The sequence below is a fragment of the Streptomyces sp. NPDC050703 genome (assembly GCF_040654435.1).
Lineage (GTDB): Bacteria > Actinomycetota > Actinomycetes > Streptomycetales > Streptomycetaceae > Streptomyces.
The window spans coordinates 1-20,329 of record NZ_JBFAHX010000034.1; the positions used below are offsets into that span (position 1 = coordinate 1).

Consider the following 20,329-nt stretch of genomic DNA (forward strand, 5'->3'; position numbering starts at 1 on the left):
AGGAGGGGCTCGTCGGCCGCGACCTCCTCGCCGACCTCCTTCAGCCAGCGGGTGACGGTGCCCTCGGTGACGGACTCACCGAGCGCCGGCAGGGTGATGACTGCGTCGGCCATGCTCACGCCTCCACCCCGTAGCGTGCGGCGGCCTGCCGCACCGTCTCCTGCTTGACCTCGCCGCGCCGGGCGAGCGTGGCGAGCACGGCGACCACGAGGGACGGGGCGTCCACGCCGAAGTGACGGCGCACGTTGTCCCGGCTGTCGGAGAGCCCGTAACCGTCGGTTCCGATGGACAGCCATTCCTGTTCCACCCAGGGACTGATCTGATCGGGCACCGCGCGCATCCAGTCGCTCACGGCGATCACCGGCCCCGGAGCACCGGCGAGCGCACGCGTGATGTACGGGACCCGGTCCCCCCTGCCCTCGCCCGTGGTGGCCGCGCGCAGGTTCTCCGCCTCCACGTCGAGAGCCTCGCGCCGCAGCTCGGTCCAGGACGGGGCGGACCACACATCGGCCGCCACGCCCCAGTCCTCGCGCAGGAGGCGTTGGGCCTCAAGGACCCAGTGGATCGCGGTACCGGAGGCGAGGAGCTGTAGGCGCGGCGCGTCGGAGGCCGCGTCCGCGGCCTCCTGGTAGCGGTAGAGGCCGCGCAGGATGCCCTCCTCGACACCTTCGCCGGACGGCATGGGCGGCTGGAGCTTCGTCTCGTTGTAGACGGTGAGGTAGTAGAAGACGTCCTCGGCGTCGGGGCCGTACATGCGGCGCAGCCCTTCGCGGACGATGACGGCGACCTCGTACGCGAAGGCGGGGTCATAGCTGACCGCGGCCGGATTGGTGGAGGCGATCAGATGCGAGTGGCCGTCGGCGTGCTGGAGTCCCTCGCCCGTCATGGTGGTGCGGCCCGCGGTCGCTCCGATGACGAAGCCCCTGCCCAACTGGTCGCCCAGGGCCCAGAACTGATCGGCCGTCCGCTGCCAGCCGAACATCGAGTAGAAGATGTAGAAGGGGATCATCGGCTCGGCGTGGGTCGCGTACGAGGTCGCCGCCGCCGTCAGGGAGGCCAGCGATCCGGCCTCCGTGATCCCCTCGTTGAGGATCTGCCCGTCCTTGGACTCCTTGTAGTAGAGCAGCTGGTCGCGGTCGACGGGGTCGTAGGTCTGTCCCACGGGGGAGTAGATGCCGGCCGAGGGGAACAGCGACTCCATGCCGAAGGTGCGGGCCTCGTCGGGGACGATCGGCACCCACCGGCTGCCGGTCTCCTTGTCCCGCATCAGGTCCTTGACCAGGCGGACGAACGCCATCGTCGTGGCGATCTCCTGACTGCCCGAGCCCTTCTTCAGCGCGTCGAAGGGCTTCGCGGAGGGCAGCGGCAGCGGCTTGGGGACGATCCTGCGGGCCGGTGCCGGGCCGCCGAGCGCGGCGCGGCGCTCCTGGAGGTACCTGACCTCGGGGGAGTCGGCTCCGGGGTGCCAGTAGGGCACGAGCGTGTCGTCCAGGGCCTTGTCGGGGATGGGGAGTTCGAGCAGGTCCCGCATGGCGCGGAACTCCTTGCCCGAGAGCTTCTTCATCTGGTGGTTGGCGTTGCGCGACTCGAAGCCGGGGCCGAGGGTCCAGCCCTTGACCGTCTGGACCAGGACGACCGTCGGGGCGCCCTGGTGTTCCAGGGCGGCCCGGTAGGCGGCGTAGACCTTGCGCGGCTCGTGGCCGGCCCGCGAGGTGCCGACGATCTCTTCGAGGCGGGCGTCGCTCAGCCGGCCGGAGAGCGCGGCGAGAGCGGGGTCGGCGCCGAGGAACCGCTCGCGGATGTAGGCGCCGTCGCGTGCCGCGAAGGTCTGGAACTGGCCGTCGGGAACGCTCCCGAGCCGGCGGACCAGCGCGCCGTCGGTGTCCTCGGCGAGCAGGTCGTCCCAGTCCGCCCCCCACAGGGACTTGACCACGTTCCAGCCGGCCGCGCGGAACTGCCGCTCCAGCTCCTGCACGATCTTGAAGTTGCCGCGTACGGGGCCGTCGAGGCGCTGGAGATTGCAGTTGACGACGAAGGTGAGGTTGTCCAGACCCTCACGTGCGGCCAGTGCGAGGGCCGCCGTCGACTCCGGCTCGTCCATCTCGCCGTCACCGAGGAACGCCCACACGTGCGAGTGCGAGGTGTCCTTGATGCCGCGGTTGGTGAGGTAGCGGTTGAAGCGCGCCTGGTAGATGGCGGAGAGGGGGCCGAGGCCCATCGACACCGTCGGGAACTCCCACAGCCACGGGAGGCGGCGGGGGTGGGGATAGGAGGGGAGACCGTCGCCTCCCGCCTCCTGGCGGAAGCGGTCCAACTGGCCCTCGCTGAGGCGGCCGTCGAGGAAGGCGCGGGCGTAGACACCGGGGGAGGCGTGGCCCTGGACGTACAGCTGGTCACCGGAGCCGTCCGCCTGCTTGCCGCGGAAGAAGTGCTGGAAGCCCACCTCGTAGAGCCAGGCGGCGGAGGCGAAGGTGGCCATGTGCCCGCCGAGGCCGCCGCGCTGGTTGCCGCGCGTCACCATCGCGGCGGCGTTCCAGCGGTTCCACGCGGTGATCTTCCGCTCCATCTCCTCGTCGCCGGGGTACGCCGGTTCGGCGGCGGTGGGGATGGTGTTGACGTAGGGCGTCTCCAGGAACGGCGGAAGGTCGATTCCGGTGCTCCGCGCGTGTTCGTTGACGCGCTGCAGCAGTTGGACGGCCCGCTGCGGGCCGCCGAAGGCGACGGCCGCGTCGAGGGACTGGCACCACTCCGCGACCTCGGACGGGTCCTTGTCGGGCAGTTGGTCGAGCTGGGACACGGGTGATCCCCTTTCGCGTTCCTGGGTAAGGAGTCGGGGCCGCCGGGTTCGGTGCGGCGGCCCGGTGAGCGGGGCCGGACGTACGGGTGGTCCGGCGGGTGGATGGGGGTGGCGACGCGCACCCCGCTGACGCAGCTTCCACGCCCATGAGATTTCGGAAAGCGGAAGCATGTTTCCGGGATGCAAAACGTAGGAGCCGCCGATAGATGCAGTCAACACTTACTGGCGAGTAATGCGCGATGATCGATCATTTCTCAGGATGCGAGACCCCGACGGTTCCATGGCGACCCCCGGGGGGGGCGGCTGAAGGGTCGGCCGGGCGAGCGGTCGAGGATCAACCGGCTGCCCTGCGGAGCAACTCCGCATAGACCGTGGGATCGTTCCCGGTCACCTCCGGGAACCCGGTCCCGTACTTGCCGTGCCAACGAGCCGTCACGCCGGGGTTGGCGCAGTCGGAGCCGTCGGGCAGATACAGGTGCGGACTGCACTGGACCCGGTGCTCCCGGGCGCACGCGAAGTCCCGCGTGACCGCGTGGCGCGCCCGCCCGTCGTCCAGGCCCTCGGCGATCGGGGCCGCGTCGACCCCCGACGTCTCCTCGGCCACGTCCAGGACCACGGAGCGCGCGCCGATGGAACGGCTCTGGGCCCAGAACGCCCGGCGCAGCGCCAGGTCGAGCCGTTCGGAGGCATCCAGGCCCTGCTCCTTGGCGAGTTGCACGGCTTCCAGCGCCGGCAGCGAGGAGGAGGGGAACTTCCAGTCCGGTGCCCGCCACAACTGCCAGCCGGCGTCGGGCTCGATGTGCGCCACCCCGCCGACCTCGGAGTCCGTGCCGGGACGGGGGCTCGGCCCGTTGTTGAACAGCTCCAGCGGGAAGGCCCGGTGGTCGAAGCGGACACGCTCCTGCAGCCCGAGTCGGGCCCGCGTCGTGTGCAGCCGGTGCAGCGCCACATGGGCGAACGAGCACCAGATGTCGGAGAACACGGTGACGGTGCCCGGCGCGACCTGGTCGCGCGGGTGCGGGGTGGTGGTCATGGCATTCCTATCGGCTTGTGTGCGTACTCAAGGACATGCAGTTCGAGCATGCGTCCCACGTACGGGTCCTGGCGTCGGAAGGCGTCCACGATGGCGACGTGGTCCTCGGCGTTCTCGTGCAGTTCCGTGCGCAGCCACTGCAGGGAGAGGCGGGTCCACAGCTCGATGGCCAGGGACTCCCAGTTGCGCAGCAGCACCTCGTTGCCCGCGGACCGGACGATCTCCCGGTGGAACTCGACCGCGCAGTGGATCTGCAGGTCGGTGTCACCGTCGCGCGCCGCCTGGTGCAGCAGGTCAAGATGCGGCTCCAGCTCCGACACGTCTCCTCCCAGCCGGCCCACCGCCAACTGGCCGGCGAGGCGCTCCAGGGCGGCGCGCACCGGGTAGACCGCGGCGAGATAGTCCGGGGTCAGCTCCCGCACCCGGGCGCCCTTGTTGGGAATGACGTCCACGAGCTGCATGGCCTGGAGGTCGCGCAGCGCTTCCCGTACGGGACCGTGGCTGACGTCGAGCTCCTGGGCGATGTGCCGCTCGATGATGCGGTCGCCCGGGCGCCAGCGGCCGTTGAGCAGGCCGTCGAGGAGGGTACGCCGTACCTGTTCGCTCAGGGGGACACGCTTCAACGAGACGGCGGACACAGGGGCGGCGGGAACACTCTCACCTGGCATGGGGGACTCCGGTCGGAACTGGCGTGGGTCTGCGGTGGGTTGAGCGATGATCGATCATCGTCTAACGTACGCCATGGTGGTTACGCCGCACCAGGTTCACGACCCTTCGAGGCACTCCCTGTTGCGGCCCAGCCGGGTGCGGGCCCGGCTGCTCCCCGCGGATGACGCGCGTTTCCGAGCAGATCTCGACCACCCTTCCCGATACCGACGCCTTCGAACGGCCCCGGCCGCCGTGCCGTGCGGGCACGCTCCGGAACCGTCCGCGTCGCCCTCTTCCCTCAAGGAACCCTGTGACCGAGCAGCCTCTCGACCTCACCCAGCACGAGATCCAGGCACTGAAGACCCGGTTCAACCTCGCCGACGCCCACACGCACCAGCAGCAGTCCCCGGGACAGCGCGACATCGTCCAGGCCCTGCCCGCCCTCTGGTACGAAGCCGAGGAAAGCCGCCAGGCGGACCTGGAGGAACGCTTCAAGGAGGTCTTCTTCCGGCTGCACGGCCAGCACAGCGTGCGTGCGGAGAGCACGATGCTCTCCTACGCGGCCTCCATCTCCACCCTGGTCGCGGGCATGTACCTGCGGCGCAACGACATCAGCGTCAGCCTCGTCGAGCCCTGCTTCGACAATCTGCCCGACGTCCTGCGCAACGTCGGCGTCCAGCCGGTGCCGATCCCGGAGGACGTCCTGCACGACGCCGACCGCATCTACGACCGCCTCGCCGAGGCCGTCACCACCGACGCGCTCTTCCTCGTGGACCCCAACAACCCCACCGGCTTCTCACTGCTGAGCCACGGCCGCAAGGGCTTCGAGGAGGTCGTCCGCTACTGCGTGGACCACGACAAGCTCTTCGTCGTCGACCTCTGCTTCGCGGCCTTCGCCCTCGCCGACCCGCGTTTCGGCCGCTTCGACCTCTACGAACTCCTCGACACCTCCGGCGTGCGCTACATGGCGCTGGAGGACACCGGCAAGACGTGGCCCCTGCAGGACGCCAAGTGCGCCCTGCTCACCTGCAGCACGGACCTGCACGAGGACGTCTACAACATCCACACCAGCGTCCTGCTCGACGTCTCGCCGTTCATCCTGAACTTCCTCGCCCGCTACGTCGAGGACTCCATCGAGGACGGCATGACCTCGGTGCGCGACGTCATCACCCGGAACCGGGAGACCGCCCTGAAGACCCTGGAGGGCAGCCTTCTCGAACACCTGGAGCCCACGGTCAACGTCAGCGTGGCGTGGTTCCGCATCACGGACGACACGATCAGGGCGACCGAACTCCAGGCCCACCTGACCGCGTACGAGGTCTACGTGCTGCCCGGCACCTACTTCTACTGGAACGAGCCGGAGCGCGGCGAGCGCTACGTCCGCATCGCGCTCGCCCGTGACCCGCAGGAGTTCGCGCAGTCCCTCACCCGCCTGCGCGAGGCGGTGGACAGCTATGGCGCGTGACGTCTACGTCGACGCGGCGCTGTTCATGGGGATGCACAGCACCGATCCGGCGGTGCGCGCCTCCTGCGCCGCCTTCTTCGCCGAACACCTGCACCGGCCGGTCGTGATGACCTACGAGGAGGTCGGCCGCTGCGACGACCTGGTGTGGAGCTACCCGCGCCAGGAGCAGGACGTCTACTACCCCTTCATGGACGTGCTGCACTCCCTCATGCCGATCCGGCGGCGCGCCTACACCCCCGCCGACTGGCAGGCGCTGGCCCACCTGCCGGCCCGCGCCGATGGCCTGGAGCTGCGTGAACGGATGCTGCTGGCGTCCGTACTGGCCGCCGAGGGCGAGCTGGTCACCGTCAATCCCCGCCTCACCGCCCTCGCCGCCGAGGGGATGCCGGTGCGCACCCCCGGCCGGGCGAGCGGCGCGGTGCGCTTCGAGGACGGCGACGACGTACTCGACGCCCTGTACCGCACGTCCCTGACCCTGGAGGTCGACCATGCCGCCGTCTGAAAACCCCGGGGACCGGTTCGACGCCGTGGAGCGGCTGAAGCGGCTGAGCGGCGTCGTGGTCCCACTCGTCACGCCCGTCGACGAGCAGCGCAAGGTGTGCGGGCCGAGCGTGGCCCGGCTGATGGCGGGCCTGCGCGGCAGGGTCGCGGGGTACATGCCGGCGCTCAGTACCGGTGAGGGCTGGAAGCTCTCCCTCAAGCAGTGGATCGACATCGTGCACCTCACCGTCGAACACGCCGACGGCGCCCCGGTGCTCGCCGGGGTCGAGATCGGACGGCCCGCCGGCATCCTGGCGCGGGCCGCGCTCGCCGAGGCCCTCGGCGCCGACGCGATCGTGGTGCCGCCGCCCTTCCCGGCCGCCGACACCCCGCGCCCCACCCTGGTCGAGCACTTCCGCGAGATCATCGCCAAGAGCCCGCTGCCCGTCTTCGTCTACCACGAGAACGCGGTCTCCAAGATGGACCTCGACGTGGCCGCGCTGCGCGAGGTGTGCGCGCTGCCGGGTGTCATCGGCGTCAAGGAGTCCAGCGGCCACGCGCAGTTCACCGAGGAGCTGCTCGCGGGCGGGGTGCCGGTGCCGGTGTTCCAGGGCTGGGAGCACCAGATCGCCGACGTGCCGGGCGTCCAGGGCTTCGTCGGCCCGTTGGCCAACCTCGAACCCGACGTCTGCGCGGAGGCGGTGACGTCCTTCTCCCGCGTCTGCCAGGAACGGATCGACGAGCTGTCCGAGCGGTACGACCTGCTGGCCGACGACTGGTACCTGCACGTCAAGACCGAACTGGTCCGGCGCGGCGTCATCGGCACCGCACTGGCCGTCGGCTGAGAGCGCGGAACCGCTCATTCCGCCCACCCGCCACCTCCCCTTGCGAAGGAGCGCCCCAGTGACAGTGAACGTCACCGCCGAACGCACCGCAGGCAGCCGTCTGTTCGTGCTCAACCGCACCATCCCCAGCCCCGACGAGCTGCGTGAACTCCACGCACTCGAAGAGCGGCTGATCGTCTCCCGCGTCCGCGAGATCGAGGCCGCCGCACCGGACCTGCCGGACCGCGCGGCGCTCGGCCGGCAGATGAAGGAACTGCTCAAGGCCGAAGAAGCCGACCCGCCGGAGTACGAGCGCGTCATGGCCGAGGACCTCGGCCATGAACAGTTCAAGGAGGTCGTCGCGCAGTTCGCGGTGGACGGCCTCACCGAGTCCGAGTCCTTCCTGCCGATCGTCTGGCGGCTCCCCAAGAAGGCCAAGATGGCCGTCTTCCGGGTGCTCATCGACGAGTTCGGCTGCGGGAACCTCGACCAGGCGCACTTCAACATCTACCGCGACCTGATGACCGAACTGGGCATGTCCCTGGAGGTCGGCGACTATCTCGACCGTACGAACGAGGAGACGTACGCCTACGTCAACACGTTCTTCTGGGCGGCCGCCCGGGCACCACGCCCCGAGTACTTCCTCGGCGCGCTGTGCTACCTGGAGTCCAGCATCCTCTACGCCTTCAAGTGCTTCGCCGCGGCGGCGCAAAGGCTCGGCCTCCGGGGCGCCCGCTACTACACCGAGCACCTGCACATCGACCACTTCCACGCCAGGGAACTCCAGGTGGCGATCCGTGAGTTCGAGGCCGAGGCCGATCTGATGCCGGTCAAGGTCTGGGCCGGGTTCAAGATGGCCGGCGAAGTCATCGGCGGCGCCACCGAGGCGGCGGTCGCCTCCGCGCTCAAGGCGGCCTGAGTGGACGACGCCACCATCGAACAGGTGGGTGAGGACAAGCTCCGGGTACGGGTCGGCGGCCGGGAGTTCGAGGTGGAAGCGGCATGTCCGCACCGCAAGGGCTTCCTCGCCCACGGCTATGTGAACACCGCGCGGCTGCGGATCACCTGCCCCCTGCACCACTCCAGCTTCTCCCTGGAGACGGGCGAGGCGGTCACCGGACCCACGGACCGCCGTCTGTGCACGCGGGAGGTGACCCCGCCCACCGGCTGACGTCCACGGCCGCCGCGGGGCCGCGTGCCCGGACGACCCCGGGCACGCGGGCGGCCGAGCCGGTCTCACACCCCCGGGTCGGCCTTGACGGGGCCGGGCCGCAGGGCGCGGGCCGCTTCCAGCTGCGCCGCGAAGGCCAGCCCCAGGAACAGCGCGAGCGAGGTGAGGTAGGCCCACAGCAACAAGGACATGAAGGCGCTCAGCGGACCGTAGACCGTGTCGAAGGAGCCGCTGACCGAGAGGTAGAGGCTGAAGAGGCCGGTCAGACCCGTCCACAGCAGGAGGTACACGGCCGCGCCGAACGCCAGCCAGGTATAGCCGGGCTGACGCCGCCGTGGCGAGCGCCGGAAGACGACGCTCGCCGAGACGAGTGCCAGGACGAAGCCCAACGGCCAGCGCAGCACGTCGAACACGGTGCTCACCTGCTGCCCGACACCGAAGACCGTCACCGCCGCGGCGGCCAGATCGGCGCCTGCCACCATCACCACGAAGCCGAGGCCCAGGGGCAGGCCCGCGACGACGGCCATGGCCAGGCCGCGCAGGTACTTCCGGTGGAAGGGCCGGTCCCGCTCGTTCCCGTAGATCCGGTTGGCTCCGCGCTCGATCTGGCACATCGCCGTCGTGACGTTGGCCAGGGAGAACACGAGCCCGAACCAGAGAGCGACCTGCGTGCCACCGTCCGCGGTGCGGCGGCTACGGGCCAGCGCCTCGTCGACGACGTCGGCGCTCGGCCCTCGTGCCATCCGGTGGATGACCACCTCGGCGAACCTGCCGATGTCCTGGGTGTGCAGCACGCTCGACAGGCCGACGAACACGATCGCCAGAGGCACGACCGCGAGGACCGTCTGCAGCGCCAAGGCCCGGGAGTGGCTGAAGCCGTCGGCGTAGCGGAACCGGACGAACGCGTCGCGCAGCAGCCGCCAGCCGCCGTAGTGGCGCAGCGCCACGAAGGCCTCGTCGCCCGAGAGCTCCTCGCCCTCCATGTCCCGCGTCTCGGGAACCGCCGTCGCCGTGCCCATGCCTCGCCCCGATTCGTCGCGTCGCGCACCTGGTCGTACACCGGCCGAAACCACGGGTGTACGTGTGCCCGGTGCCCCGGCACCGCCGACGCAATCGCAGTCCGCCTGCACGTGTCGCAGGACGCTGCCCGGACGCCGCCCCCTGCCGTCGGCGTGCACGTCCGACACGCTGATGCGGAGAGCGGCGGCTACCGGAGGACGATGTCGCGGCCCGGACCGCCGTCGAGGGTGTCCTTTCCGGGTCCGCCGTCGACCAGGTCGTCACCGCCCTCACCCTTCAGGGTGTCGTCACCGGTGCCGCCGAGGAGGACGTCACGGCCGTCACCACCCATGACGTGGTCGTCGCCCGGACCGGCGGACACGAGGTCCGCGCCGCCGTACGCCTCGATCATGTCCTCGCCACGGCCGCCCCACAGCCGCTGGTCGCCGTCGTCACCCATCAGGTGGTCCCTTCCGTCACCACCGTCCAGGACCGAGAGCCCCATGACCATGTCGTCGCCCGCGTCGCCCCGGACCGTGCGCGCGGTGTGGGCGTGCAGTTCGTCGTCACCGGAGCCGCCCCGCACCGTGTTGACTCCGGGGTCGCTGGTGACGATCGTGTCGTCGCGGTCGCCGAGGAAGACATCGATCCGGTCGGTGGCGGTGCGGCCGACGGGCAGCTCGCAGACGACGAAGGTGTCGTCCCCGGGTTCGAGGTACGCGCAGTGGTCGCCGGGGGTGAGCGGGACCGCGTCCCGGAAGCCGATCCGCCGGACGTCCGAGCCGGTCTCCATGGGGATCACATGGAGGTCGTTGGCCTGGCCTGCCGCGGCGGTGAAGACGATGGACTGGGTCGCCCAGTCGGCGCCGACGCGGGCCTTCGCGCCGGTGGCGGCCGGGGCGGCGGACACCGGGACGACGGCGAGGCCGGTGGCGAGCAGGGTCACGGCGGCCGCGCGGGTGGCGGCTGCGTGTCGATTCATGGGACCTCATCTCGATAGGGCGACCGGTGGGCCGGCCGGAGGCGGGGGAGCCGCCGCGTGCTACGGGTCTCTCGTGCGGCCGTGACGGCCGTGTCGGTGTGACCGCTCCGTCCTCATGCCTGCCGGACGGCGGAAGTCGGGGCGGCACCGCGGTGTTCGGCGCGTTACGGTGCCGTGGCGTCCTCAGGGCGGCGGTCCGGGCCCCATTCGTCGGCGGCCACGACGAGGCAGGCCGCGACCAGGATGACGTTCTTGATGACGTACTGGCCCGCCAGGGTGGGGACCGGCATGCCTCCCTGCCACATCTCCCCGGGGAGCAGCACGAGCGCGGAGAAGACGCCCGCCATGTGGGCGAAGAACCCCACCAGGGCCAGGCGGAGCAGCACCCCCGTGACAAGGCCGAGGCCGATGGCCGTCTCACCCGCCGCCAGCATGGGCAGGGTCATGTCCGGCGGCAGCAGACCGAGGGTGAGCTTCGTCGTGGCCCGGACGGCGACCCCCTCGGCGGGGCTGGCCGCGGGGAAGAACTTCAGGACGCCGAAGCACAGGAACACCATGCCCACGCAGACCCTGAGGAGCGCCGGGCCGCGCCGCTGGACGCGGCGGGTCAGGGAGCGGGCGGCCCGGCCGGCCTGCCCTTCATGCTCCGCTCCTGTGCGGGCCGGCCCCCGAGGGGGGTGAACGCTTCGCTCGCCGACTCTCTCCATCGCCGTACCCACCCTTTCGCACACGGCCGTCCGCAGGCTCCCGGCCGCCGGACGGCTCGGAGGAGGTACTCGGTGTCCGGAGCGGAGGGCGTGCCCTCCGCTCCGGACACCGGGACACCGGCCGGCCGCGTGGGCCGGCGCGTCCCGGCAGGGCCGGGTGGTGGTGTTCCGTCAGCTCACGTTCACGTCGACGCAGGCGTAGAAGGCGTTGCTGGTGTCGGCGATGTTCCACACGGCCAGCACCTTCTGCTTGCCGGTCAGGCTGCCGAAGTTGACCTGGTGGGTGACGGTCTCACCCGGCCGGGCACCTCCGTCGTTGAACTCCGCGATCTTGCGGCCGCCCACGTAGTACTGCCAGGTGGAGGTGGCGTGCCGGGCCGTCAGGCGCCAGTTGAAGCTGGTGGTCCGGCTGACCGGGGTCACCTTCCAGCCCTTGCTGTCGTTGTCCAGCTCGGCGAAGGCGGCGTTGCCTCCGCTGCAGCTCTTCAGGCCCTTCGGGCCCTCGACGCTCTGCGGCTCGTACTTGATGGAACCGCAGGAGACCACCCCTGCGGCACACTGCGCCTGTCGGCTGGGCGGCGAGGAAATGTAGCCGTGTGCGCTCGCGCTGCCGGCCGGGAGGCTCACGGCCAGCAGCGGGGCGATGCCCGCGCCGACGACCGCGGCCAGCATCTTCTTGCTCTTCATGACAACTCCTCTGTGGGGGTTCGTGTCCGCCCGTCCGAAGCGAGACGAACATGAGCATGTCAAGCGAACGCGCCATGACTGTGGGGTCGGCCATGACGACGAGGTGAACTGTACCCCTCTTGGTCTAGACCAAACTAGTACCCGATTCCGGCCGTTGGGCGCCTCGGCCCGTACGGGCAGTGGCGGGATCGTCCGCTCCGGCGTTTTTTTCGGCGAATTGGTCTCGACCATTGCTCTTCGGTCCGGCTGTAGGGAAAGCTGCACAGCGAAGACCCGATCTCCCCTCACCGGAATGCTCGCCACCGGAAAACAGGAAGGCAGCAACACACCCATGCGCAAAGCGATGTCGACCCTGGGCCTGACCGGAGTGCTGGCCGCGGCCGCCCTGCTGCTCGCCCCGTCCGCCCAGGCCGCCGGGTACGTCTACGTCGGCATGTACCCGAGCGCCGCCGCCTGCGACGCGGCCGGCAGGGCCTACGTGGCAGGCGGTCAGGCGATCAGCTACTTCTGTGACGCCACGCCCACCACCGCCCGCCTGTCCCTCTGGACCTGACAGGGCCTCACCACCGGGCGCCGACGCGCGGCCCGCTCGCGTCGGCGGCGGGACCATCCGGTGAGGCGCTCCAAGGCTGGACGGCTCGTGGGCGGTTCACCGCACCGCTGCCGGCGAGCTTCCGCCGCGTACGCGCAGGGCGGGGCTGCCCGAGCCGTCCGCCCGGGTCGTCCAGATGTCCTGTTTGCGGCCGTCCGCGCCCGGCAGGGCGTACCCGAGGGTGTCGTCGTCCAGCCAGGCCGCCTGGTCGTCGACGCTGCGCCGCTCGGCGAGCGGGTGTTCGCGCATCGTGCGCAGGTCGAGGACGTACAGCCGCCACGGGTCCCGCGTCCCCTTCCGCACCCGCTTCTTGAAGGCGATGCGCGTGTTGTCGGGGGAGAGCGACGGGCACTCGACGTTCGCACGCAGGGCGGTCGCCGACCACTTCGCCATGTCGCCGCGTACCAGGTACGTCTTGCCCTTCGTGGACACCGTCGCGTAGAAGCGGTTGTCGTCCTTCGCGAAGGTCACGCCCCAGTAGTTGACGTCGGGGGAGTGGTAGCGGCGGCCGTCGAGGGTCAGGGGGATCTCCTCCATGTTCTTGATGAGGTAACCCGTCCGGGTGTCCAGGATGGAGGTGCGGGTGGAGAACGACGAGCCCGCGTACGAGTCGCCCGTGGCGAACATCGTCCAGGACAGCATCCGCCCCGACGCCGAGACGCGCGCCCGGTTGGGGATGCCGGTCAGGGCGATCCGGCGCTTCTCGCGGAGCCGGTCGTCCAGGACGACCGCGTACGACTTGGGTGGGATGCCCGACCTGCGCTGCAGGCAGAGCCCCGTGCCCGCGGCGGCGTAGAAGCGCTCACACGTGGGGCCGCCGGTGGTGCGCGCCCCGCCGCCCCCGCCGGAGGCCGGGACGCGTGCGATCCGGCCCGCCGACTCCGTCGTGCTGCGGAAGTAGAGCTTGTCCCGGTCGAGCCCGAACTTCGAGGTCGCGTCGGCCGACTCGGCGCGCTCCGCCGCCTGCAGCGTGTAGGTGACGGCGACGCCCGCGAGGACCGCAGTCGCCGCGGCCACCGCGACGACGCGGGAGCGGAGGGAGGCGAGGGGGGACGGCGCTGAGGACTGTTGCTTCACGAGGGGCCTCCGGAAGATGTGTCCGATTGCGGGAGCAGCGCCGCCGCCCCGGCGACCGCCACCGTCAGCGCGACGACGGCGCAGGTCAGCGCGGTCTCGACGCCCCACAGGGTCCACACCGCACCGAACCCGGCCGCGGCGACGAGCCGCGCGAGCGCCTGTCCGGTCTGCAGGACGGCCATGCCGCTCGCCCGCCGCTCCCGCGCCACCACGGGGGCGACCAGCGCCATCAGCACGCCGTCGGTGGCCGCGTAGAAGACACCGAGCAGCAGCAGTACGCCGATGAGGAGCGGCCAGCCGTCGGTGGGTGCGAGCAGGAGGACGTAACCGCCGAGCAGCGCGATGTGTCCGGTGAGGAACGGCAGGCGGCGCCCGACGCGGTCGGCGAGCCGCCCGGCCGGGACGGCGAGCAGCAGGTAGACCGCGGCGGCGCCCAGTGGCAGCAGCGGGAACCACGAGATGGCGAAGTCCAGCCGCCGCTGGAGCAGGAGGTAGAGGAACGCGTCGCCGATGGTGGCGGCGCCGAGCAGCGCCGCGGCGAGGAGGACGCGCCGGAAGGCGGGGACGCGGAGCAGGCCGAGGACGCGAGGACGTGGGGCGGCGGGCGCGCGTCGTTCGGCGGTGGGGCGCGATGGCCCCGATGCCGCCGCGGACGAGTGCCCGGGCACGAACGCGACCAGCATCAGCACCCCGAGCAGCCCGAAGCAGAAGCTGACGACGAACACGGCGTCGTACGCGTCCGCCGTCGCCCACAGCAGCGCGAACGCGGCGAGCGGCCCGAGCAGCGCGCCCGTCGTGTCCATCGCCCGGTGCACACCGAAGGCGCGGCCCAGTGTGTCGGGCGGGCTGCTCAGCGAGATGAGGGCGTCGCGCGGCGCGGTGCGCACGCCCTTGCCGACGCGGTCGGCGGCGAGCGCCGCGCCGATCCCGGCGGTGGCGCCGCCCGCGAGGAGCAGCCCGAGGCGGGAGAGCGCGGAGAGGGCGTAGCCGCCGCCCGCGACGAGTTTGTGCCGGCCGCCGCGGTCGGCGGCGTACCCGCCGGCCAGCCGCACCAGGGCCGTGACTCCGTTGTAGAGCCCGTCGAGGAAGCCGAACTGGAGGGGGGAGAGACCGAGTTGGAGGACGAAGTAGAGCGGCAGGACGGCGGTGACCATCTCGGAGGAGATGTCCGTGACCAGGCTGACCGCGCCGAGCGCGAGGACGGGTCCCGCGACGCGGCCGCGCCGGGCCTCGGACTGTTCCTGCTCCGAGGCCTTGGCGACCGCGTCGGTGGTGGCCAGATACATGGCGTTCGTGTTCGTCCGGCTCAGCGGCAGCTGTAGGACGGGCTGGTGTCCTTCGTGGAGCCGTCCGTGCCGACGAGGTTCCAGGAGAAGCCGGTGTCGGTGAAGTTCAGCTTCACGACACCGAAGGTGTCGGTGAGCCGCTTCTGGCTGTTGGGCTGGACTTCCTCGATGTCGTACGGGTTGGCGCCGCCCATGCCGCCGACCACCTCGACGATGCCGTTGGCGTCGGCCCTGCCGTCCGCGTTCTGCGGGGCGAACCGCTCGTAGTGGTGGTCGTGTCCGTTGAGGACCAGCTCGGCCTTGTTGGCCTGGAGAAGCTTCCAGACCGGGCGGCCGACCGGGTTGTTGCCGTGCTCGCCGGAGGAGAAGAGCGGGTGGTGCCAGTACGCGGCCACGCACTTCTTCGAGTTGGCGGCGAGGTCGTCCTTGAGCCAGTCGATCTGCTCGTCGTCGTCGAACTTGTTGGAGTCGAGGGCGATGAAGTGCCAGTTGCCCTGGTCGTAGCTGTAGTAGCTCTCACCGTCGGGGTAGGCGACGGACCCGAAGTAGGACTTGTAGCCCTTGAACGCGCCCGCCGGGTCGTAGCTCTCGTGGTTGCCGGGAATGGGCCTGGTCTTGCTCTTGAAGGCGCCCCAGGTCTTGTCGTAGTACTTCTGGAAGTCCTTCAGGCGCGCGTCGTCGTACTGGTTGTCGCCCATGGTCAGCACGAACGACGGGTTGATCTGCTTGACCAGGGCGGCGGTCTTGGGGTGCTTGCAGCTGCTGCTGCTCGCCGTGCACTGCTCGGCGATGTCACCCGCGGCGACCGCGGTGAACCCGGCGCGGGACGCGGCGGGGGCCGTGGCCGGGGAGGCGTCGGCCTCCCCGGCGGGGGACCACAGCAGGACGCCGCCGACGAGGGCGAGCGAGGCGCCGGCGGCGACGGGGACGCCGACGCGGGCCTTGCGGCTGCGGGAGTTCTTGCCGGAATTCGTGGCGCGAGGGATGAGCGGCATGTCCGTCTCCTCTGGAGGCGTGGGGGGTGCCGAACCGTCAATCCGGAATCCTGGCGACGCCGCATGTCCGCGTCAATAACTTGGGATGAATCATTGTTAGGAAAGTTTCCTGTCAGCGTTCATGCGGGGCGTGTGAGACGTGTCGGACGCGTGGGACGCATGGGACGCAGGCAGTTCGAGAACGGCCCGTGCGCCGCGGGGGTCGCTGTTCATGAGCGTCAGGCGGGCGCCGAGGACCTCGGCCTGGGCCTGGGCGATGGTCAGCCCGAGACCGTGGCCGCGGCCCCGCTCCGGTGTCGCGGTGCGGAAGCGCTGCGGTCCATGGGCGAGCAGGTCCGGCGGGAAACCGGGGCCGTGATCGCGTACGGCGAGGGTGGTGCCGCGGACCTCGACCTCGACGGGGGGCTCGCCGTGCCGCTGTGCGTTGAGGAGCAGATTGGTCAGGATGCGGTCCAGGCGGCGGGGGTCGGTCCGCACCACGGGTCGGCCGGCCACCGTGAGCCGTACGTCGCCGCCGGTGCGGGCCACGCAGTCCCGCACGAGGTCGGCCAGCGGCAGCGGCTGGATGTCCGCGCGCTCCGTGCCGGCGTCGAGGCGGGAGACCTCCAACAGGTCGTCCACCAGGCCGTGCAGGACACGGACACGGTCCCGTACGAGATCGGTGGCCTCGCTCTCGGGCAGCAGGGAGGCGGCCGTGACGAGACCCGCGACGGGGGTGCGCAGTTCGTGGGCGACGTCGGCGGTGAAACGCTGCTCGCTGTGCAGGCGTTCCTGGAGGACGTCGGCCATGTGGTCCACGGCGGAGGAGATCTGGCCGATCTCGTCGCGGCGGCGGGTACGGGTGCGCGCGTCGAGGTCCCCCTCGCGGATGCGGTGGGCGGTGCCGGCGACCCGGCGCAGCCGCCGGAGCACCAGCTCGGCCGCGAGGGCGGAGAGCGGGACGACGACGGCGAGCGTGGCCAGTGCCGCGTAGCGCATGTGCCGGTCAAGGGCCCGGCGGTTCAACAGGTCGATGATCATGTCGTGGCGGACGGCGACCACGGTGCCGTCGATCCTGGTGCCCGCCCACATGGCGGCCTGATCGGCGATGCCCCTGACCTCGTACCAGGTCACCGGCCCCTCGGTGGAGCCGAGCCGTCGGCGGATCTCGGCGGGCACCTCGTCGCCCACCATGAGGCTCGACCCGCTGTCGTCACCCTCCGGCCCCGCCCCGCGCTCCGCCCACGCGGCCTCCTCCTCGTCGAGCTGATGGAGGGCATCGGCGCGGGCGAGCGCGAGGGAGCGGTTCTCGGTGGTGCGGTGGACCAGGACACCGATGCCCAGGGCCATCAGGAAGGTCGCGACGGTGACACCGGCGGCGACCTGCCAGCGCAGGGAGCGCGGATCGGTCAGGCGCCGCAGACGAGTGGGGAAATGAGGCACGGTCATGGGTGGCGGTGTCCGTCTCGGGCCGGCGGGTGAGGTGAACGTGAACGCGGGGGCGAGAGCGGTTCAGCGCCGGAAGCGGTAGCCGAAGCCCCGCACGGTGTCGATGTGCTCGGCCCCGATCTTCCTGCGCAGCCGCTGCACGGCCAGATCCACGACCCGGGTGTCACCCTCCCAGCCGTAGTCCCACACGGTGCGCAGCAGGCTCTGGCGCTGCAACACGACGCCGGGCGCCGCGACGAACTCCAGCAGCAGGCGCAGCTCCGTGGGGGTGAGCGCGACGGGTTCGCCGCCCTTGCGGACCTCCAGCCCGCGAAGGTCGACACTCAGGTCGCGGAAGACGAGCCTGCCCTGCTCGTCGGGGGCCTTGCTGGCCGCGGTGGCCGGGTAGCTGGCGCGGCGCAGCAGCGTACGGATGCGGGCCAGCAGCTCGACGGTGTCGACGGGTTTGACGACGTAGTCGTCGGCCCCCGCCTCAAGACCCGCGACCACGTCGGTCGCCTCCCCGCGGGCGGAGAGGATCAGAAGGGGGACCTGGCTGCTCTCGCGGACCCTGCGGCACAGTCCGATGCCGTCGAGGTGCGGCAGCATCACATCCACCATCAGCAGGTCGTGCGTGCCGGCCCGGAACATCTCCAGACCGGTCAGCCCGTCGCCCGCGGCCGAGGCCCGGTACCCGTACCGCTCCAGGACCAGGGTGAGGGACCGGCGGATCGTCGCGTCGTCCTCGACGAGGAGGATGTGCACGCTCAAGGTTCTCCTGTTCGCTCTTCCGCGCCCACGGCACTCCTCACAGGCGCAAGGAGGCCGCGGCGGGCAGGTGGTCGCTCATGGTACGAGGCAGTGTCCACGACGAGACCGGGGTGACACCCCTGACCAGTATCTGATCGATGCGCACCAGCGGGAACTCCGCCGGCCAGGTCAGGCCGAGGCCCGCGCCCGCCTCCTCCTGCGCCGAGTGCAGCTGCTCCGTCAGCGGACGCAGCGCGGTGTCCTGGGCGGAGCCGTTCAGATCACCGGCCACCACCACCCGGGAGGCCCGCTCGGAGCGCACGGCCGCGGCGAGCCGGTCGATGGCCTCGTTGCGGCGCGCGGTGGCGAACCCGCCGGGAGCGACGCGCACGGAGGCGAGGTGGGCGACATAGACGGCCACCGGGCCCTTGGAGGTGTCGACCGTGGCGCGCAGGGCACGCGGCCACGGCATGACCGGCAGGGTCCGGCCGCCGTGCAGGGGCAGGGTGCTCCACAGTCCGACGCCGCCGCGCACCACGTGGTGGGGGTGGGTCTTCGCCAGGGCCCGCTGGTAGCGGGGGATCGCCTCGGGGGACATCTCCTGAAGGGCGATCAGCTCGGCGCCGGAGGAGACCAGCTGTCGGGCGGTCCGCTGGGGGGACCGGTTGGATTCGCTGACGTTGTGGCTGAGCACGCTGAGGTCGCCGCCGGTTCCGCGCTTGTCGGTCATCGACGCGCCGAACAGCGAGGCCCACGCCACGGCGGGGACGAGCACCGCCGCCGCGGCGAGCCGGGAGCGCCGCACGGCGGCCATCAGCAGCAGGAGGGGCACGGCCAGCCCGAGCCACGGCAGGAAGGTCTGCAGGAGGCTGCCCGCGTTCCGGGGGCCGGTGGGCAACTGCGGAACGACGAGGAGCGAGCAGCCGGTGAGGACCGCGGCTCCCGCGATCAGCACACCGCGGCGCCGTGCCGGGGAGCGGGTCGGCGCCGGGGCGGACGCGGTGTCTTGAGCGGATGTGATGTCTTCCGCGGGCGCGGTGTCGTGAGCGGCCACGGTGTCTGCGGTGGAGGTGGCGCCGTGAGCGGCCACGGTGTCTTCGGTGCGGGTGGCGTCGTGGGTGACCGTGTGGGTGACATGAGGCAGCGTCATGACCGGACCCGCCCCCCACCGGCCAGAGCTGCGGGCAGCCGCTCCCGCAAGGCGCTGAGCAGGGCCTCGCTGCGGGAGAACGCCGCGTCGAGCCCCTGGGCGGGCGACGTGCCGGCGCGCTGGCCGAGGACGACGCCGATGGCGAGGGGCGAGGTCTTGTCGGGGCCGACGTGAGCGGCCCACATCAGATTGCCGCCCGCCGGCGTGCTCGACCCGGTCTTGAGCCCCACCACACCGGGCCGCTCCAGCAGTCGGTTGGTGTTGCGCACCGTGCCCGGTACGCCGGGCACCCGGGTGTGCCGGGTGGCGACCACCGCCCGCAGCACCGGGTGGCGCATCGCATGCCTGGCCAGCCTCATCTGGTCGTCGGCGGTGCTGATCGTGGTGGCTTCGAAACCGCTGGCCCCGGTGTAGGTGGTGTGCGTCATGCCGAGCGTCTTCGCCACGCGGTTCATCTTGCGTACGAACGCCTCCTGGCTTCCGGCGTCCCAGCGAGCCAGCAGGCGCGCCACGTTGTTCGCCGACGGCAGCAGCATCAGTTCCAGCATCCGCCGCAGGGGCAGCCGCCGGCCCTCCCGCACCGGCGCGGTGGATTCGTCCGACGAGCCGGCCTCGATCTCCGCCCGCCGGTCCACCGTGACGCCCGGCCCGGCCTCCCCGGCCCTGATCGGGTGGCTCCGCAGGAGGACGGTGGCGGTCATCACCTTGGTCAGGCTGGCGATCGGGACGGGCCGCTGCCCGCCCGTGCTGCCCACGTGGCCCGCGCCCTCCACGACGAGACTGCTCTGCCCCTCGGACGGCCAGGGCAGTCGCTGACCGGGTCGCTGCGACCCCGGCCCCAGGTCCGCGAGTGCGGTGGCGCCGGCCGGGCGGTCGTCGCCCGACGGTGCTTCGAGGCACCCCCTGGTGGTGAGCAGCAGTGGCAGCAGCAGTGCGGCAGCGGCAACCGTCACCCTGTGGACGCGTCGCGCACGGGGTTGTTCTCCACCGCGGCGGCAGGGGTCGGGTCCGGTTGTGGACGGGTCTCGCACCAGCACGACAACGCCTCTCCCATCGGGGCACGTGCGGGGTTCGCCGTGCGCTGGGAAGAAGAGTCGGCCGCCGGGACGTCAGCGCTGTTGTGATCACCCGGCCAGGAGCGCTCAGAAATGTATCGTCCGTGTATCGGAGTGCCGGCGCGGCTGCTGCCCGGCCAGCGCCGCCCACCTCTCGGCACACGCACTCGCCGTCACCGCACAAACGTCTGAATGTCGGAGGTAGCAAGAAGGAGGTGCGGGTA

At 71.3% G+C, this 20,329-nt stretch carries 20 protein-coding genes and 1 pseudogene; 6 read left to right on the forward strand and 15 right to left on the reverse strand.

Features of this window, described 5'->3' with window-relative positions; all coding sequences use genetic code 11:
* From AB0I16_RS26670 to AB0I16_RS26685, 4 genes and pseudogenes are all read right to left on the reverse strand, one after another.
* Positions 1 to 98, reverse strand: a pseudogene (locus tag AB0I16_RS26670) (biotin/lipoyl-containing protein); the annotation flags it as partial.
* Between the two features lie 17 nt (positions 99 to 115).
* Positions 116 to 2,797 (reverse strand): pyruvate dehydrogenase (acetyl-transferring), homodimeric type, encoded by a 2,682-nt coding sequence (gene aceE, locus AB0I16_RS26675; protein ID WP_363252114.1) that lies wholly within the window; start codon positions 2,795 to 2,797, stop codon positions 116 to 118.
* A gap of 334 nt (positions 2,798 to 3,131) precedes the next feature.
* A complete protein-coding gene (locus AB0I16_RS26680; protein WP_363252115.1) occupies positions 3,132 to 3,830 on the reverse strand; it encodes a DsbA family protein in 699 nt (232 codons plus the stop codon).
* Positions 3,827 to 4,498, reverse strand: coding sequence for a GntR family transcriptional regulator (locus tag AB0I16_RS26685; RefSeq protein WP_363252116.1), 672 nt, complete (start codon positions 4,496 to 4,498; stop codon positions 3,827 to 3,829). Before AB0I16_RS26685 ends, AB0I16_RS26680 begins: the two co-directional genes overlap by 4 nt.
* Before the next feature lie 290 nt (positions 4,499 to 4,788).
* On the opposite strand from AB0I16_RS26685, the gene AB0I16_RS26690 reads away from it, so the two are divergent.
* The 5 genes from AB0I16_RS26690 to AB0I16_RS26710 are packed head-to-tail and all read left to right on the forward strand — an operon-like array spanning position 4,789 to position 8,418.
* The gene (locus AB0I16_RS26690) at positions 4,789 to 5,943 is read left to right on the forward strand and encodes an aminotransferase class I/II-fold pyridoxal phosphate-dependent enzyme (RefSeq protein WP_363252117.1); all 1,155 of its coding nucleotides are present in this window, start codon (positions 4,789 to 4,791) and stop codon (positions 5,941 to 5,943) included.
* Positions 5,933 to 6,445, forward strand: coding sequence for a DUF6190 family protein (locus AB0I16_RS26695; RefSeq protein WP_363252118.1), 513 nt, complete (start codon positions 5,933 to 5,935; stop codon positions 6,443 to 6,445). Before AB0I16_RS26690 ends, AB0I16_RS26695 begins: the two co-directional genes overlap by 11 nt.
* Complete coding sequence (locus AB0I16_RS26700) at positions 6,432 to 7,268, forward strand: dihydrodipicolinate synthase family protein (protein ID WP_363252119.1); 837 nt, start codon at positions 6,432 to 6,434, stop codon at positions 7,266 to 7,268. Before AB0I16_RS26695 ends, AB0I16_RS26700 begins: the two co-directional genes overlap by 14 nt.
* A gap of 58 nt (positions 7,269 to 7,326) precedes the next feature.
* Positions 7,327 to 8,166, forward strand: coding sequence for an iron-containing redox enzyme family protein (locus AB0I16_RS26705; RefSeq protein WP_363252120.1), 840 nt, complete (start codon positions 7,327 to 7,329; stop codon positions 8,164 to 8,166).
* On the forward strand, positions 8,167 to 8,418 hold the full coding sequence (locus AB0I16_RS26710) for a Rieske 2Fe-2S domain-containing protein (protein ID WP_363252121.1): 252 nt from the start codon (positions 8,167 to 8,169) through the stop codon (positions 8,416 to 8,418). It abuts the gene before it with no gap.
* Between the two features lie 65 nt (positions 8,419 to 8,483).
* On the opposite strand, the gene AB0I16_RS26715 is transcribed toward AB0I16_RS26710, so the two are convergent.
* From AB0I16_RS26715 to AB0I16_RS26730, 4 genes are all read right to left on the reverse strand, one after another.
* Positions 8,484 to 9,437: a YihY/virulence factor BrkB family protein gene (locus tag AB0I16_RS26715; protein WP_363252122.1), complete on the reverse strand. Its 954-nt coding sequence runs from the start codon at positions 9,435 to 9,437 to the stop codon at positions 8,484 to 8,486.
* A gap of 188 nt (positions 9,438 to 9,625) precedes the next feature.
* A complete protein-coding gene (locus tag AB0I16_RS26720) occupies positions 9,626 to 10,399 on the reverse strand; it encodes a calcium-binding protein (RefSeq protein WP_363252123.1) in 774 nt (257 codons plus the stop codon).
* A 164-nt stretch (positions 10,400 to 10,563) separates the two neighbouring features.
* Positions 10,564 to 11,106 carry a DoxX family protein gene (locus AB0I16_RS26725; protein WP_363252124.1) on the reverse strand — a complete coding sequence of 181 codons (543 nt, stop codon included), beginning with the start codon at positions 11,104 to 11,106 and terminating at the stop codon, positions 10,564 to 10,566.
* A 171-nt stretch (positions 11,107 to 11,277) separates the two neighbouring features.
* A complete protein-coding gene (locus AB0I16_RS26730; RefSeq protein ID WP_363252125.1) occupies positions 11,278 to 11,793 on the reverse strand; it encodes a lytic polysaccharide monooxygenase auxiliary activity family 9 protein in 516 nt (171 codons plus the stop codon).
* 331 nt (positions 11,794 to 12,124) lie between these two features.
* Between AB0I16_RS26730 and AB0I16_RS26735 the strand changes: the two genes are divergently transcribed.
* Positions 12,125 to 12,346 carry a hypothetical protein gene (locus AB0I16_RS26735; protein ID WP_363252126.1) on the forward strand — a complete coding sequence of 74 codons (222 nt, stop codon included), beginning with the start codon at positions 12,125 to 12,127 and terminating at the stop codon, positions 12,344 to 12,346.
* Between the two features lie 96 nt (positions 12,347 to 12,442).
* Here the strand turns inward: AB0I16_RS26735 and AB0I16_RS26740 are convergent, their stop codons facing one another.
* The 7 genes from AB0I16_RS26740 to AB0I16_RS26770 all read right to left on the reverse strand — a co-directional run bounded on the left by AB0I16_RS26740 (position 12,443) and on the right by AB0I16_RS26770 (position 20,003).
* A complete protein-coding gene (locus AB0I16_RS26740) occupies positions 12,443 to 13,462 on the reverse strand; it encodes a hypothetical protein (RefSeq protein WP_363252127.1) in 1,020 nt (339 codons plus the stop codon).
* Positions 13,459 to 14,748, reverse strand: a complete 1,290-nt coding sequence (locus AB0I16_RS26745; RefSeq protein WP_363252128.1) for an MFS transporter — start codon at positions 14,746 to 14,748, stop codon at positions 13,459 to 13,461. Before AB0I16_RS26745 ends, AB0I16_RS26740 begins: the two co-directional genes overlap by 4 nt.
* A gap of 20 nt (positions 14,749 to 14,768) precedes the next feature.
* Positions 14,769 to 15,743: a metallophosphoesterase gene (locus tag AB0I16_RS26750; protein ID WP_363252129.1), complete on the reverse strand. Its 975-nt coding sequence runs from the start codon at positions 15,741 to 15,743 to the stop codon at positions 14,769 to 14,771.
* Positions 15,744 to 15,839: 96 nt separating this feature from the next.
* Positions 15,840 to 17,171 (reverse strand): HAMP domain-containing sensor histidine kinase, encoded by a 1,332-nt coding sequence (locus tag AB0I16_RS26755; RefSeq protein ID WP_363252130.1) that lies wholly within the window; start codon positions 17,169 to 17,171, stop codon positions 15,840 to 15,842.
* A gap of 63 nt (positions 17,172 to 17,234) precedes the next feature.
* A complete protein-coding gene (cseB, locus tag AB0I16_RS26760) occupies positions 17,235 to 17,921 on the reverse strand; it encodes a two-component system response regulator CseB (RefSeq protein ID WP_363252131.1) in 687 nt (228 codons plus the stop codon).
* Between the two features lie 37 nt (positions 17,922 to 17,958).
* Positions 17,959 to 19,050: an endonuclease/exonuclease/phosphatase family protein gene (locus AB0I16_RS26765; RefSeq protein WP_363252132.1), complete on the reverse strand. Its 1,092-nt coding sequence runs from the start codon at positions 19,048 to 19,050 to the stop codon at positions 17,959 to 17,961.
* Positions 19,047 to 20,003: a serine hydrolase gene (locus AB0I16_RS26770; RefSeq protein ID WP_363252133.1), complete on the reverse strand. Its 957-nt coding sequence runs from the start codon at positions 20,001 to 20,003 to the stop codon at positions 19,047 to 19,049. The genes AB0I16_RS26765 and AB0I16_RS26770 overlap by 4 nt, the downstream gene beginning before the upstream one ends.
* Positions 20,004 to 20,329 lie beyond the last annotated feature (326 nt).

What these genes read in the sequence shown, in the direction of transcription:
- AB0I16_RS26680 (WP_363252115.1), bottom strand. Translation starts at nt 3,830, where the DNA reads ATGACCACCACCCCGCACCCGCGCGACCAGGTCGCGCCGGGCACCGTC.
- AB0I16_RS26745 (WP_363252128.1), bottom strand. Translation starts at nt 14,748, where the DNA reads ATGTATCTGGCCACCACCGACGCGGTCGCCAAGGCCTCGGAGCAGGAA.
- AB0I16_RS26695 (WP_363252118.1), top strand. Translation starts at nt 5,933, where the DNA reads ATGGCGCGTGACGTCTACGTCGACGCGGCGCTGTTCATGGGGATGCAC.
- AB0I16_RS26735 (WP_363252126.1), top strand. Translation starts at nt 12,125, where the DNA reads ATGCGCAAAGCGATGTCGACCCTGGGCCTGACCGGAGTGCTGGCCGCG.
- AB0I16_RS26700 (WP_363252119.1), top strand. Translation starts at nt 6,432, where the DNA reads ATGCCGCCGTCTGAAAACCCCGGGGACCGGTTCGACGCCGTGGAGCGG.
- AB0I16_RS26720 (WP_363252123.1), bottom strand. Translation starts at nt 10,399, where the DNA reads ATGAATCGACACGCAGCCGCCACCCGCGCGGCCGCCGTGACCCTGCTC.
- AB0I16_RS26685 (WP_363252116.1), bottom strand. Translation starts at nt 4,498, where the DNA reads ATGCCAGGTGAGAGTGTTCCCGCCGCCCCTGTGTCCGCCGTCTCGTTG.
- AB0I16_RS26755 (WP_363252130.1), bottom strand. Translation starts at nt 17,171, where the DNA reads ATGACCGTGCCTCATTTCCCCACTCGTCTGCGGCGCCTGACCGATCCG.
- AB0I16_RS26725 (WP_363252124.1), bottom strand. Translation starts at nt 11,106, where the DNA reads ATGGAGAGAGTCGGCGAGCGAAGCGTTCACCCCCCTCGGGGGCCGGCC.
- AB0I16_RS26730 (WP_363252125.1), bottom strand. Translation starts at nt 11,793, where the DNA reads ATGAAGAGCAAGAAGATGCTGGCCGCGGTCGTCGGCGCGGGCATCGCC.
- AB0I16_RS26715 (WP_363252122.1), bottom strand. Translation starts at nt 9,437, where the DNA reads ATGGGCACGGCGACGGCGGTTCCCGAGACGCGGGACATGGAGGGCGAG.
- AB0I16_RS26765 (WP_363252132.1), bottom strand. Translation starts at nt 19,050, where the DNA reads ATGACGCTGCCTCATGTCACCCACACGGTCACCCACGACGCCACCCGC.
- AB0I16_RS26750 (WP_363252129.1), bottom strand. Translation starts at nt 15,743, where the DNA reads ATGCCGCTCATCCCTCGCGCCACGAATTCCGGCAAGAACTCCCGCAGC.